14 protein-coding genes and 2 tRNA genes are annotated in these 12,725 nt (G+C 71.5%); 10 read left to right on the top strand and 6 right to left on the bottom strand.

Annotated features, from left to right (window positions below; all coding sequences use genetic code 11):
- Positions 1 to 13 precede the first annotated feature (13 nt).
- Complete coding sequence (locus tag KBZ08_RS13130) at positions 14 to 928, bottom strand: SPFH domain-containing protein (protein WP_106222454.1); 915 nt, start codon at positions 926 to 928, stop codon at positions 14 to 16.
- A gap of 102 nt (positions 929 to 1,030) precedes the next feature.
- Between KBZ08_RS13130 and KBZ08_RS13135 the strand changes: the two genes are divergently transcribed.
- Positions 1,031 to 1,480 carry an NfeD family protein gene (locus KBZ08_RS13135; protein WP_254973545.1) on the top strand — a complete coding sequence of 150 codons (450 nt, stop codon included), beginning with the start codon at positions 1,031 to 1,033 and terminating at the stop codon, positions 1,478 to 1,480.
- Positions 1,481 to 1,506: 26 nt separating this feature from the next.
- On the opposite strand, the gene KBZ08_RS13140 is transcribed toward KBZ08_RS13135, so the two are convergent.
- Both KBZ08_RS13140 and KBZ08_RS13145 read right to left on the bottom strand, forming a co-directional pair.
- Positions 1,507 to 2,019 carry a hypothetical protein gene (locus KBZ08_RS13140; protein ID WP_015108742.1) on the bottom strand — a complete coding sequence of 171 codons (513 nt, stop codon included), beginning with the start codon at positions 2,017 to 2,019 and terminating at the stop codon, positions 1,507 to 1,509.
- 39 nt (positions 2,020 to 2,058) lie between these two features.
- On the bottom strand, positions 2,059 to 3,165 hold the full coding sequence (locus KBZ08_RS13145) for a phosphotransacetylase family protein (protein WP_254973547.1): 1,107 nt from the start codon (positions 3,163 to 3,165) through the stop codon (positions 2,059 to 2,061).
- 63 nt (positions 3,166 to 3,228) lie between these two features.
- On the opposite strand from KBZ08_RS13145, the gene KBZ08_RS13150 reads away from it, so the two are divergent.
- Complete coding sequence (locus tag KBZ08_RS13150; RefSeq protein WP_254973548.1) at positions 3,229 to 3,960, top strand: NAD-dependent epimerase/dehydratase family protein; 732 nt, start codon at positions 3,229 to 3,231, stop codon at positions 3,958 to 3,960.
- An 18-nt stretch (positions 3,961 to 3,978) separates the two neighbouring features.
- Here KBZ08_RS13150 and map read toward each other — a convergent pair whose 3' ends face one another.
- Positions 3,979 to 4,839 (bottom strand): type I methionyl aminopeptidase, encoded by an 861-nt coding sequence (map, locus tag KBZ08_RS13155; protein ID WP_254973550.1) that lies wholly within the window; start codon positions 4,837 to 4,839, stop codon positions 3,979 to 3,981.
- 143 nt (positions 4,840 to 4,982) lie between these two features.
- Between map and KBZ08_RS13160 the strand changes: the two genes are divergently transcribed.
- The 6 genes from KBZ08_RS13160 (at position 4,983) to gltX (ending at position 7,956) form a co-directional block, all read left to right on the top strand.
- The gene (locus KBZ08_RS13160) at positions 4,983 to 5,264 is read left to right on the top strand and encodes a peptidase (RefSeq protein WP_181280192.1); all 282 of its coding nucleotides are present in this window, start codon (positions 4,983 to 4,985) and stop codon (positions 5,262 to 5,264) included.
- Between the two features lie 42 nt (positions 5,265 to 5,306).
- Positions 5,307 to 5,798, top strand: a complete 492-nt coding sequence (gene rplS / locus KBZ08_RS13165) for a 50S ribosomal protein L19 (protein WP_106222442.1) — start codon at positions 5,307 to 5,309, stop codon at positions 5,796 to 5,798.
- A gap of 66 nt (positions 5,799 to 5,864) precedes the next feature.
- Positions 5,865 to 5,937 (top strand) — tRNA-Trp (locus KBZ08_RS13170).
- A gap of 36 nt (positions 5,938 to 5,973) precedes the next feature.
- Positions 5,974 to 6,162, top strand: a complete 189-nt coding sequence (locus tag KBZ08_RS13175) for a hyperconserved protein Hcp (protein ID WP_006043540.1) — start codon at positions 5,974 to 5,976, stop codon at positions 6,160 to 6,162.
- 250 nt (positions 6,163 to 6,412) lie between these two features.
- Positions 6,413 to 6,486 (top strand) — tRNA-Asp (locus KBZ08_RS13180).
- 24 nt (positions 6,487 to 6,510) lie between these two features.
- On the top strand, positions 6,511 to 7,956 hold the full coding sequence (gltX, locus tag KBZ08_RS13185; protein WP_254973553.1) for a glutamate--tRNA ligase: 1,446 nt from the start codon (positions 6,511 to 6,513) through the stop codon (positions 7,954 to 7,956).
- A 26-nt stretch (positions 7,957 to 7,982) separates the two neighbouring features.
- On the opposite strand, the gene KBZ08_RS13190 is transcribed toward gltX, so the two are convergent.
- Positions 7,983 to 8,225: a hypothetical protein gene (locus KBZ08_RS13190; RefSeq protein WP_106222438.1), complete on the bottom strand. Its 243-nt coding sequence runs from the start codon at positions 8,223 to 8,225 to the stop codon at positions 7,983 to 7,985.
- On the bottom strand, positions 8,183 to 8,782 hold the full coding sequence (locus KBZ08_RS13195; RefSeq protein WP_254973554.1) for a DUF1643 domain-containing protein: 600 nt from the start codon (positions 8,780 to 8,782) through the stop codon (positions 8,183 to 8,185). Before KBZ08_RS13195 ends, KBZ08_RS13190 begins: the two co-directional genes overlap by 43 nt.
- Positions 8,783 to 8,844: 62 nt before the next feature.
- Between KBZ08_RS13195 and polA the strand changes: the two genes are divergently transcribed.
- The gene (polA, locus tag KBZ08_RS13200; protein ID WP_254973641.1) at positions 8,845 to 11,769 is read left to right on the top strand and encodes a DNA polymerase I; all 2,925 of its coding nucleotides are present in this window, start codon (positions 8,845 to 8,847) and stop codon (positions 11,767 to 11,769) included.
- A gap of 43 nt (positions 11,770 to 11,812) precedes the next feature.
- Positions 11,813 to 12,712: a dTDP-4-dehydrorhamnose reductase gene (rfbD, locus tag KBZ08_RS13205; RefSeq protein ID WP_106222431.1), complete on the top strand. Its 900-nt coding sequence runs from the start codon at positions 11,813 to 11,815 to the stop codon at positions 12,710 to 12,712.
- Positions 12,713 to 12,725: the final 13 nt, after the last annotated feature.

Here is a 12,725-nt window from a genome sequence, read left to right on the forward strand (position 1 = left end):
GAGGAGTGGAGCCTCAGCTGCCGCCCTTTTCCTGCAGGCCCTTGAGGGCCGCCAGCAGCGAGGCCGGGCTCTGGGGATCCACCATCAGCACGCTGCCGCCATGGGAGCGGGCCATCTCCTGACCCATGGCCATCCAGTCCTTGGCCAGCAGCAGCCGCAGCCCCTCGGCCGCCGCAGGATGGGCCTCGATCACCGCCGCCAGCTGGGTGGCCGATTCGGCCCGCGCCTTGGCCAGCAGCAGCTGCTGCTTGGCCTGGGCATCGGCATCGAGCAGCACTGCCTCCTGCTTGGCCTTGGCATCCAGCACCAGGGCCTCGGCCCGGCCCCGGGCCGCGTTCACCTGGGACTCCCGCTCCCCCTCCGAGCGCAGGATCGCCGCCCGCTTCTCCCGCTCGGCGGTCATCTGCTGCTCCATGGCCTGCTGCACCCCCTGGGAGGGCTGGATATCGCGCAGCTCCACCCGGGTCACCTTGACGCCCCAGGGATCGGTGGCCTGATCGAGCTCCTTGAGGAGGGTCTCGTTGACCTCGCTGCGGGTGGTGAAGGTCTGGTCGAGGTCGAGCTTGCCCATCTCGGCCCGGATCTGGGTGAGCACCAGGTTGACCATGGCCGCCTGCAGGTTGTCGACGCCGTAGTAGGCGCGGGCATGCTCCAGCAGCTGCCAGTACACCACCGCATCCACCTCGATCGAGACGTTGTCGCGGGTGATGCACTGCTGGGGGGGAATGTCGAGCACCCGCTCCTTGAGCGATTCGTGGCTCACCACCCGCTCCAGGCCCGGGATCACCAGGGACAGGCCGGGGCGCAGTTCCCGGTCGTACTTGCCGAGGCGCTCCACCAGCATCGAGCGGCTGCTGCTGGTGACCTTGACGCCGCTGATGCCCAGCCCGGCGAGCACCACGAGCACCGGAATGATGAGCGCTTCCATGCAGGCTTCGTCACTGGCGCAACGCTAGGCAGGATGGGGGCGATGGCCAACGGTCCCGTTGGTTTCGTTGTTCCTCCGCCCCCGCCCCGTCGCACCCCGCCGATGCCCGCACCCCCGATCCTCTGGCTGGCCCTGGCGGGGGTGCTGCTGCTGCTGGAGCTGGTGGGCGCCGACGGGGACGGCCTGCTGCTGATCGGCGCCGTGGCGGCCCTGCTGCTCACCCTCGTCGCCATCCTGGCGCCGGTGCTGCCGCCCCTGGGCCAGCTGCTCCTCTACGCCGTGCTGGTGGGAGCGGGCTACGCCTGGCTGCGCCGCTGGTCGGCCCGCCGCCAGGCCCGCACCATCCCCCCCAGCGCCCGCGCCGAACTGGCGGAGGTGACCACGGCCTTTGATGCCAACGGCGAGGGCCGGGTGCGCTGGCAGGGCCAGAGCTGGGCCGCCCAGAACCTGGCACCCCAGCAGAGCCTCCCCCCCGGTAGCCAGGTGACGGTGATGGGCCGGGAGGGAACGCGGCTGCAGGTGCTGCCGCGCCAGGAGAACCTGCTGGGCTGAAACCCGGCCGGCGGGAACCGGCCGGCTCAGTCGAAGAACATCAGGCTGACCACCTTGCCCATGTCCTCGGCGGTGCGGCAGCTGGAGAGCAGGGTCTCGCTGTCGTGGAAGGCGTAGCAGATCAGCTGGTCGCAGCGGTTGATGATCTCCTGGTTGCAGAGGCTGCTGGCCATCGGCAGGGGCAGCTCATCATTTTCGGGCTTCTCCACCAGGTGCAGCACGCGCTCCAGCTGGCTGCGGGATTCGCCCGGCTGGCGGTCCAGGCTCTGGGGCAGCAGCACGGTGAGCCGGGCCGGATCCACCTCCAGCACGCTGCGGATCACGGCCGCATTGACCCCCTGGGCCCCGGAGGTGATCAGGTTGTGGCCCTCCTGGGCCAGGGAACGGGCCACCAGCTCCACCAGGTGGATCGACACCACCGGCACATGGCGACTGCCGAGGAAGGCGATTCTGCGTTTGCCCCGGTCCTGGAGCATGGCCAGCTCCTGGGCGAGCGTATCGATCCGGTCCAGGGCCGGAAGATCTAGGGACCGGGTCACCCGTTATCGACAACCAACGAACTGAAACTAGCAGCGCCCTCAGGCATGGACCGCCAGGCGCAGCCGGCGGAACAGCCGTTCGAAGTGGCAGTTCTCCTCCACCAGCCGGATCGCATAGGTGGCCTTCACCGCTTCATGCAGCCGCACATGGCCGATGGCGGCATCGATCACCTCCACGGTGGTGAGGGTGTCGTGGTCGACCTTGAGCACCGGCACCTCCAGTTCCTCGGCCCGGCTGATCAGCTGGGGCAGGGGTTCACCGGCCCCGGTGAGGATCAGGCACTGGGTGGAGGCCTCCAGGGCCGCCAGCTGGATGTCGGTGCGGTCGGCGCCGGTGACGACGGCCATGTTGCGGCGGCGGCGGAAGAATTCCATCGCCGAATTGACGTTCATGGCGCCGATCGAGAGGGTCTCCACCAGCAGGTCGAGGCCGTCGCGGCAGCAGAGCACGGTGGCCGCCAGCCGCCGGGCCAGCTCCTCCACCGTGACGCTACGCAGCAGGGGACTGCGGGGCATCACGCCCAGCACCGGGATGCCGAGCCGCTCCAGGGCCGGCAGGACCGCCTCCCGCACCTCCGGCACCACCTCGGGCACCACGGCGTTGAGCACCACGCCCGCCAGCAGATCCCCCAGCTGGTGCCGGGCCTCGAGCAGGGACTCGACGCTGCGGCTGTCGCTCCAGGGGTGCACCAGCAGCACCGGGGCCTGCAGGGCCTGGGCCAGCTGCACCAGGCCGAGGCCGTAGAGCTGCCCTTCGCTGAGGCTGCCGGCCCCCTCCAGCAGCACCAGCCGTTCGGCGTCGTCGTGGATGCGGCGCTGCAGCAGCGTCAGCCCCTCCCCCGGGTCAAGATCCCCTGCCAGCAGACGGGCCCGGGCCGTCGCCGGCTCCAGGACCTGCAGCGAAGGGATCAGCTGCTCCGGCTCCAGACCGAGGGTGGCGCCGATGAAGCGCACGTCGGGATCGAGCAGGGGGTTCTCCGGGGCCGCATCGGGGAAGGCGTCGAGCGGGTCGTCCATGCAGGTGGCCAGCGGCTTGCCGAAGGCGAGCGGCACGCCCTGGCGGGCGAGCTGGCGGCCCAGACCGAGCACCACCGCCGACTTGCCGCTGAAGGGTTCGCAGGAGCCGATCAGCAAGGGGATGGACATGGTGTGACCTCGCCGGGACCCGCAGGTGCCCGGCAATCTAGGCAGCACGACCACCGCAGGCCCATGCCGGACCCCTCGAACGAAGCGCTCACCGTGGCCGTCACCGGCGCCAGCGGCGCCCTCGGCCAGGCCCTGCTGCGCCGCTGGCACCGCCGCGGCGCCCGGCTGATCGCCCTCTGCCACGGCCGCACGCCGCTGCAGCTGGCCGGGCCGGACGGGCAGCCGATCCCCCTGCGCCAGGTGCACTGGCAGGTGGGCCAGGAGGCGGCCCTCGAAGCCCTGCTGGCGGAGGTGGACGTGCTGGTGATCAACCACGGCATCAATGTCCATGGGGACGGCAGCGCCGAGGCGACGGGTTGTTCCCTGGAGGTCAATGCCCTGAGCGCCTGGCGGCTGCTGGAGCTGTTCGCCGCGGTGGCGGCGCGGCGGGATCCGGCGCAGCAGGACAAACGCCCACGGCCGGAGGTGTGGGTGAACACCTCGGAAGCGGAGATCCAGCCGGCCCTGAGCCCCCTCTACGAGATCAGCAAGCGGCTGCTGGGCCAGCTGCTCAGCCTGCGAGCCCCGGAGCTGGCGGCGGTGGTGCGGCTGCGGCGCCTGGTGCTGGGTCCGTTCCGCTCGGCCCTCAACCCCATCGGGGTGATGGGCGCCGACTGGGTGGCCGGCGAGATCCTGCGCCAGGCCGACTGGAACTGCGGTCTGATCATCGTCACCCCGAACCCGCTCACCTACGTGCTGATGCCCCTGGCGACCGTGAGCCGCTGGGCCTACCTGAGCCTGCTGCTGCGGCGCTGAACGCCGAAGCGGACGGGCCTAGAAGTCGCGGTCGGTGAGGATGTCGCAGCCGTCGGAGGTGACCACGATGGTGTGCTCCCACTGGGCCGAGAGGCTGCCGTCCACGGTCACCACGGTCCAGCGGTCCTTGAGGGTGCGGCAGGCCTTGCTGCCGGCGTTCAGGATCGGCTCCACCGCCAGGGTCATGCCGGCCCGCAGCTGCATGTTGGGCAGATCCCTGGTGCGGTAGTTGAACACCGAGGGCTCCTCGTGCAGGTTGCGGCCCACACCGTGGCCCGTGTAGTCCTCGACCACGGCATAGCCGTGGGCCTCGACGTGGTCCTGGACGGCGCCGGCCAGCTCCAGCAGGGTGCTGCCGGCCTTCACGGTGGCCAGGCCCTTCATCAGCGACTCCTGGGCCACCCGGCTGAGGCGGCGGGCCTCCTCGGGCACCCCCTCGCCGACGCAGAGGGTGACGCAGCTGTCGCCGTGGAAGCCCTCGTAGTAGGCGCCGGTGTCGATCTTGACCAGATCGCCGGCCTTGATCACCCGTTTTCCGCTGGGGATGCCGTGCACCACCTCGTTGTTGATGCTGGCGCAGATGCTGGCCGGAAAGCCGTGGTAGCCCTTGAAGCTGGGGGTGGCCCCCATGGCGCGGATGCGGGCCTCGGCGTGGCGGTCGAGGTCGCCGGTGGTCATGCCCGGGGCGGCCATGTCCATGATCTCCCGCAGCACCGTGGCGACGATGAGGCTGGCCTGGCGCATGATCGCGATCTCCCGCGCCGACTTGACTTCCACGCCGCGGCGGGTCTTCTGGATGCGGGGGCCGGCCTGGGTGAGAGGGGTGCCACCGCCCTTGACGCCGTTGGTGCTGGCCAGCAGATCGGCGAACAGGTTCATGCGGTGGGAAACGGGCCGGACATTCAAGTTATCAATGGCGTCCCTCCCGCCGTCGTTTCCCCGTGTCCAGCCCCACCCCCGCCGCGTCCCCACGGCCCGCCGCACCGTCCTGGGGCGCCCGCCTGCGGCAGGCCCACGCCTGGATGGCGCCGCTGGTGCTGACGCCCCTGCTGCTCTCGGCCCTCACGGGTGTGGGTTACCGCCTGCTGCGCGACTGGGGCGGGCTGAGCCGGGACCAGGTCCATCCGCTGATGGTGCTGCACGAGGGCGAGTGGCTGCAGCGCTGGCTGGGCCCGGTGGGAGAGACCCTCTACGTGCTGCTCAACGGCCTGGGGCTGCTGTGGATGCTGGTCACCGGCGGCGCCATGGCCTGGGAGCGGCTGCAGCGGAACTGGCGGCGGCGCGGGGGGAGGGGGGTCACCTGAGGCGGTAAGGTGTTGGTTTGGCCAGGCGCTCCGAGAAAAGGGATGGCAACCGAGACCGATCCGACCACCACCGATCCATCCACCGAGGATCCATCCACTGCGGCGGACCCGCAGACCGTGGACCAGGCGGCCCCTGACGTGGCGGCCCCTGCCGCCGTGACCGTCACCACCGGCAAGCTGAGCGCCCGCGCCCTGATCGAGGAGTTCGAAGCGACCCAGCTGAAGAGCGACCTGCCCGAGATCTACGTGGGCGACACCGTCAAGGTGGGCGTGCGCATCCGGGAGGGCAACAAGGAGCGGGTCCAGCCCTACGAGGGCGTGGTGATCGCCAAGCGCCACGGCGGCCTCAACCAGACGATCACCGTGCGTCGCATCTTCCAGGGCATCGGCGTGGAGCGGGTCTTCATGCTCCACAGCCCCCAGGTCGCTTCCGTGAAGGTGGAGCGGCGCGGTAAGGTGCGTCGGGCGAAGCTCTTCTATCTGCGTGACCGGGTGGGTAAAGCCACACGCGTCAAACAGCGCTTCGATCGCTGAAGCCTGGTTTCACGGGTGGCCATTGCCCGCGAATCCCTCTCACGCTTTCCAGGGGCCATCGGCCTTGCGCCGTTAGTTCAGTTGGTAGAACGCAGGTCTCCAAAACCTGATGTCGGGGGTTCAAGTCCTCCACGGCGCGTTCGATGGTCCCATTTGCAGTCTCGTGGTTCCGAACATGGAGTTGGATCTACAACCCGGTGATGTGGTCAAGGTGCTGGAATCGGCCGCCCTTGGCTGGGTCCGGGCCCGGGTCATCCGGGTCAAGTCCGGAGGTCGGGTCGTGGTCCAGAGCGACCAGGGGCGGGAGTTCACCGCCCGTGGCAATCAGGTCCGTCTGATCGAACCCGCCGGCTTCCGCCCCTGAGCGCAGCGCCGCGGCGTCCCTTCCGGTCAGCGTCCGCCCCGTGCCCCGCACGGGGCTTTTTGTGTGGCCCCCTCCCCCCGCGGCGCCCAGGGCGGCGGGGTTGGTGGCCTTCGGGGGCGGCGTTGACGGACCGCGTTGACGGAGGGACCGGTGACGATGGATACTTCCTTGGTCGGCGTCCGCGCCGTCGTGATCGCCCATCGGTGCCGCATTCACCCTCTGGGGCGGATTCAGGCTCGAATGTCGGTCTGGGACTGTAGTTCAATCGGTTAGAGCACCGCCCTGTCACGGCGGAAGTTGCGGGTTCGAGCCCCGTCAGTCCCGTTCTCACCATCTGGAGCCGATTCCGTGGCCGCAGCGGTTCCCGTACGCGTTCGGCTGGCCCCCAGCCCCACCGGCACCCTCCACATCGGCACCGCCCGCACGGCGGTGTTCAACTGGCTGTTCGCCCGCCACCTGGGGGGCGCCTTCCTGCTCCGCATCGAGGACACCGACCGGGAGCGGTCCAGGGCCGAGTACACGGAAAACATCCTCGATGGCCTGCGCTGGCTGGGCCTCACCTGGGACGAGGAGCCGGTGGTGCAGAGCCAGCGCATCGAGGCCCACCGGGCCGCGATCGAGCAGCTGCTGGCGAGCGGCCACGCCTACCGCTGCTTCGCCAGCGACGCCGAGCTGGCGGCGATGCGGGAACGGCAGCAGGCCGAGGGGCGCGCCCCCCGCTACGACAACCTGCACCGCGACCTCACGCCCGGGCAGCAGCAGGCCTACATCGACGAGGGGCGCGAGGCGGTGATCCGCTTCCGCATCGACGACGGCGCCACGATCACCTGGAACGACCTGGTGCGCGGCGAGATGCGCTGGGCGGGGAGTGATCTGGGCGGTGACATGGTGATCGCCCGCCGGGCGCCCGCCGATGCCATCGGCGACCCCCTCTACAACCTGGTGGTGGTGGTGGACGACGCCGCCATGGCCATCAGCCACGTGATCCGGGGCGAGGACCACATCGCCAACACCGGCAAGCAGCTGCTGCTCTACGCCGCCCTGGGCCTGACCCCGCCCCTGTTCGCCCACACCCCCCTCATCCTCAACCAGGAGGGCCGCAAGCTCTCCAAGCGCGACGGCGTCACCTCCGTGGGGGATTTCCGCGCCATGGGCTACACCGCCGAGGCCCTGGTCAACTACATGACCCTGCTGGGCTGGTCACCGCCGGAGGGCCTCGGCGAGCGCTTCAGCCTCGAGCAGGCGGCGGCGGTGTTCTCCTTCGAGCGGGTCAACCGGGCCGGGGCGCGCTTCGACTGGGACAAGCTCAACTGGCTCAACGCCCAGGTGCTGCACGGGCTGGCGGCCGGCGAACTGCGCCAGCGGCTGCTGCCCCTCTGGCAGGCCCGGGGCTGGGCCGACGACGGCCCCGCCGCCGACGCCGGCTGGCAGGAGGACCTCTGCGCCCTGCTGGGCCCCTCCCTCAGCCTGCTGGCGGACGGGGTCGACCAGGCCGCCCCCTTCTTCGAAACACCGGAGCCGGACGAGGCAGCCCTGGCCCTGCGGGCCGACTCGGCCAGCCGCGCCGCCCTGACGGCCCTGCTGGAGCAGCTGCCGGAGGGGCCCCTCGAGGCCGACTCGGCCCAGGGGCTGCTGGGGGCCGCCGCCACGGCGGCGGGCGTCAAGAAAGGGGTGCTGATGAAGGGCCTGCGGGCCGCCCTGCTGGGCAGCCTCAAGGGGCCCGACCTGCTCACCACCTGGCTGCTGCTGCACCGGCTCGGCAGCGACCGGGAGCGGATCGCCGCCGCGCTCTGAGGCCGGGACAGAGGCCTCAGGTGGCCTCAGTCGTCGAGGGCGCCGTAGATCGGCTCCACCCGGATCGCCTGGACACTGCCGGCCCGCAGCACCAGGAACTCGCTGGTCAGGTCGCTGATCGGCACGTTCACGAAGGTGTCGAGGGTCGCCGCGTTCAGCACCCCGCCGTACCAGTTCTGGAAATCCTCCAGGGTGTTGAAGTGCACCTCCTGGTGGTGGCCGCCGGTCAGGAACAGGTGGATGGCGTAGCGGCGGGGGGTGCGGGCCATGGGGCGCGGACGGCGGCGTCGGACTGCCCACAGGATGCCCCATACGGCCGCAGCAGGCTTGCGGCCGGCCGGTAGAGGGGATGGAGCGGGGCGCCGGAGGCGGTGCAGCCAAGGCACACCAGCCGGGAACGGTGGGGGGCCAGCAGCTCCAGCACCCGTTCGTCCTGGCCGCAGCGGCGGCCGCCGTTGCCCCAGCCCAGCCAGATCAGCGGCGGCGGCGCGGCGGCAGCGGCAGGCCCACGGGGCCGCTGGGCCGCCCGCACCCGGCGCCGGATCCAGGCCGGGTTGGCGGCGCCCACCGGATCGGCGGCGAGGGCCAGGGCGGAGGGGCGGGGGCTGATGCGGGCGAAGAGGTTCAGCACCTCCAGGCCGCCGTAGCCCCAGCCGGCGGCGAAGGCCACCAGCCGCCGCAGGGTGGGGTCGTCGTGGCGATGGTCGGCCCGGGAGGGATTGAGGCCGATGAACAGCAGCCGGCTGCCCTGGGGCTCCCAGACCCGCTCCAGCCACCAGCGGTAGTGGCCGCAGCGGCTGAAGACGGCCCGGCCGGAGACGTTCACGGCCGTTGCGGGCCGCCGGATGGCAGGCTGTGGCGGACGGCGGACGGATCCCGGAAACGGCCATGGAGCGGGACAAGCCCCTGTTGCTGCTGGTGGACGGTCACTCCCTGGCCTTCCGCAGCTTCTACGCCTTCGCCAAGGGCGGCGAGGGGGGGCTGGCCACGAAGGACGGCGTCCCCACCAGCGTCACCTACGGCTTCCTCAAGGCCCTGCTCGACAACTGCAAAGGCCTGGCACCCCAGGGGGTGGTGATCGCCTTCGACACCGCCGAACCCACCTTCCGCCACGAGGCGGACGCCGCCTACAAGGCCCACCGTGAGGAGGCGCCGGAGCACTTCTTCGCCGATCTGGCCAATCTGCAGGCCATCCTCAGGGACTGCCTCGACCTGCCCCTGTCGATGGCACCGGGCTACGAGGCCGACGACGTGCTCGGCACCCTGGCCAACCGGGCGGCGGGCGAGGGCTGGCGGGTGCGGATCCTCTCCGGCGACCGCGACCTGTTCCAGCTGGTGGATGACGAGCGCGACATCGCCGTGCTCTACATGGGCGGCGGCCCCTACGCGAAGAACAGCGGGCCGACCGTGATCCGCCGGGCCCAGGTGATCGAGAAGCTGGGGGTGCCGCCCGAGGGAGTGGTGGACCTCAAGGCCCTCACCGGCGACAGCTCCGACAACATCCCCGGGGTCAAGGGGGTGGGGCCCAAGACCGCCCTCACCCTGCTCAAGGCCCACGGCGACCTGGACGGCATCTACGCCGCCCTCGACCAGCAGAAGGGGGCCCTGAAGACGAAGCTGGAGACCGACCGGGAGAACGCCTTCCGCTCCCGGATGCTGGCGGAGATCCTGGTGCAGATTCCCCTGCCCGAGGAGCCCCGCCTTTGCCTGGGGCGGGTGGACAGCGAGGGGCTGGGGGCGCGCCTGGGCGAGCTGGAGCTGTTCAGCCTGGTGAAGCAGACCGAGGGCTTCGCCCGCCTGTTCTCGGCCGAGCCGCCCGAGCCCAGCGCCACCGCCGTGGCCGCTCCCGCCAGCGAGCCGGCGGCGCCCGAGGAGCCCGCAGCGGCCGAGCCCAGGGCCGAAGGCCGCCTGCCCGCCCTGCAGCCGCAGCTGGTCACCACCCCCGCGGCCCTGGCCGCCCTGGTCGAGCGGCTGATGGCCTGCACCGACCCGGCGGCACCGGTGGCCCTCGACACCGAGACCACGTCCCTCAATCCCTTCCAGGCGGAGCTGGTGGGGATCGGCCTGTGCTGGGGGGAGGGCCTGGCGGATCTGGCCTACGTGCCCATCGGCCACCACAGCCCGCCCGCCCCCGACCTGCTCAGCGCGGCGCCGGCGGCGCCGAAGCAGCTGCCCCTGGACGCGGTGCTGCTGGCCCTGGGGCCCTGGCTGGCCAGCGCCGCGCACCCCAAGGCGCTCCAGAACGCCAAGTACGACCGCCTGATCCTGCTGCGCCATGGCCTGCCCCTGGCCGGTGTGGTGATGGACACCCTGCTGGCGGACTACCTGCGGGATGCCAACGCCAAGCATGGCCTGGAGGCGATGGCGGAGCGGGAGTTCGGCCTCCAGCCGACCACCTACGGCGATCTGGTGGCCAAGGGGCAGAACTTCGCCGACGTGCCGATCGAGGCCGCGGCGCTCTACTGCGCCATGGACGTGCACCTCACCCGGCGCCTGGGCGCCGTGCTGAGCGGGCAGCTGGCGGCGATGGGGCCCCGGCTGCCCCTGCTGCTGCAGCAGGTGGAGCTGCCCCTGGAGCCGGTGCTGGCCCAGATGGAGGCCACCGGCATCCGCATCGACGTGCCCTACCTGAAGGAGCTGGCCGAGGAGCTCAGCGCCACCCTGGGCCGGCTGGAGCAGGAGGCCCAGGCGGCGGCGGGGGTGGACTTCAACCTGGCCTCCCCCAAGCAGCTCGGGGAGCTGCTGTTCGACACCCTGGGGCTCGACCGCAAGAAGTCGCGTCGCACCAAGACCGGCTGGAGCACCGATGCGGCGGTGCTGGAGAAGCTGGAGGACGACCATCCGGTGGTGAAGCTGGTGCTGGAGCACCGCACCCTCAGCAAGCTGCTGAGCACCTACGTGGAGGCGCTGCCGGCGCTGGTGGAACCGGAGACCGGGCGGGTGCACACCGATTTCAACCAGGCGGTGACCGCCACCGGGCGGCTGTCGAGCAGCAACCCCAACCTGCAGAACATCCCCATCCGCACCGAGTTCAGCCGCCGCATCCGCAAGGCCTTCCTGCCCCAGGAGGGCTGGCAGATGATCAGCGCCGACTACTCCCAGATCGAGCTGCGCATCCTCACCCACCTGTCCGGCGAGCCGGTGCTGGTGCAGGCCTACAACGAGGGCGACGACGTCCACGCCCTCACCGCCCGGCTGCTGCTCGAAACCGACACGGTGACGCCCGAGGAGCGGCGGCTGGGCAAGACGATCAACTTCGGGGTGATCTACGGCATGGGGGCCCAGCGGCTGGCGCGCGAAACCGGCATGGGCCAGGCCAGGGCCAAGGAGTTCCTGAGCCTCTACAAGCAGCGCTACCCGAAGGTGTTCCTGTTCCTCGAGCTGCAGGAGCGGCTGGCCCTCAGCCGCGGCTACGTGGAAACGATCCTGGGGCGGCGGCGGCCGTTCCAGTTCGATCCCGGCGGCCTGGGCCGGCTGCTGGGCAAGGATCCGCTGGAGATCGACCTGGAGGTGGCCCGCCGCGGCGGCCTGGAGGCCCAGCAGCTGCGGGCCGCCGCCAACGCCCCGATCCAGGGCTCCAGCGCCGACATCATCAAGCTGGCGATGGTGGGCCTGCAGCAGGCGCTGACGGCGTCGGGCCTGCCGGCCCGGCTGCTGCTGCAGGTGCACGACGAGCTGGTGCTGGAGGCGGCGCCGGAGGCGCTGGAGGAGGTGCGGGAGCTCACCCGTCGCACCATGGAGCAGGCGGTGCAACTGCTGGTGCCCCTGGCGGTGGACACGGGCGTGGGGCCGAACTGGATGGAGGCGAAATAGCCACACGAAGGTAGGCTGCGCGCGAGCTTTGCCTCCGCCATCGATGCCCCAACCGGTGCGGGTGCTGCTGACCGGCCGCCACGGCCAGCTCGGACAGGCCCTGCTGGCCCGTATCCCCGCCGGCATCGACCTGATCGCGACGGGCCGGCAGGAGCTGGATCTGGCCGATCCGGCCGCCTGCCGGGCCGCCGTGGTGGAGCACCGGCCCGACTGGGTGCTGAATGCGGGGGCCTACACCGCCGTCGACCGGGCCGAGACCGAGCCGGCGCTGGCGGAGGCGGTCAACGCCGGCGCCCCCGGGGCCTTCGCCGAGGCCCTGGCCGAGACCGGTGGGCGGCTGCTGCAGGTGAGCACGGATTTCGTCTTTGACGGTGAGCAGGGCCATCCCTACGCCCCGGAGCAGGCCCTGGCCCCCCTGGGCGTCTACGGCGCCACCAAGGCCGAGGGAGAGAGGCGGGCGGCGGCGGCCCTGGGCGCCGATCGTCTCTGCCTGCTGCGCACCAGCTGGGTGTACGGGCCGGTGGGGGCCAACTTCTGCCTCACGATGCTGCGGCTGCACCGGGCGAAGGCCGCCGCCGGCGAGCCCCTGGGGGTGGTGGCCGACCAGGTGGGCTGCCCCACCGCCACCGGCGGCCTGGCGGAGGCCTGCTGGCGGGTGATCGGCCGGGGGGTGAGCGGGCGCCACCACTGGAGCGACTGCGGCGCCGCCAGCTGGTACGACTTCGCCGTGGCCATCGGTCTGCTGGCGGCGGCGCGGGGGCTGATCCCCGCGCCGGCCCGGGTGCGGCCGATCACCACCGCCGACTACCCCACCCCGGCCCGTCGCCCCGCCTATTCGCTGCTGGATGCCACCACCACCCGGCACGCCCTGGACCTGGAGGGGCAACACTGGCAGGCCGCCCTCGCCGAGGTGCTGGCGCGGATTCCCCTGCCCCAGACCTGAACACCCCCTGACC

The sequence above is a fragment of the Cyanobium sp. Candia 9D4 genome (assembly GCF_024346155.1).
Classification (GTDB): Bacteria; Cyanobacteriota; Cyanobacteriia; order PCC-6307; family Cyanobiaceae; genus Cyanobium; species Cyanobium minutissimum.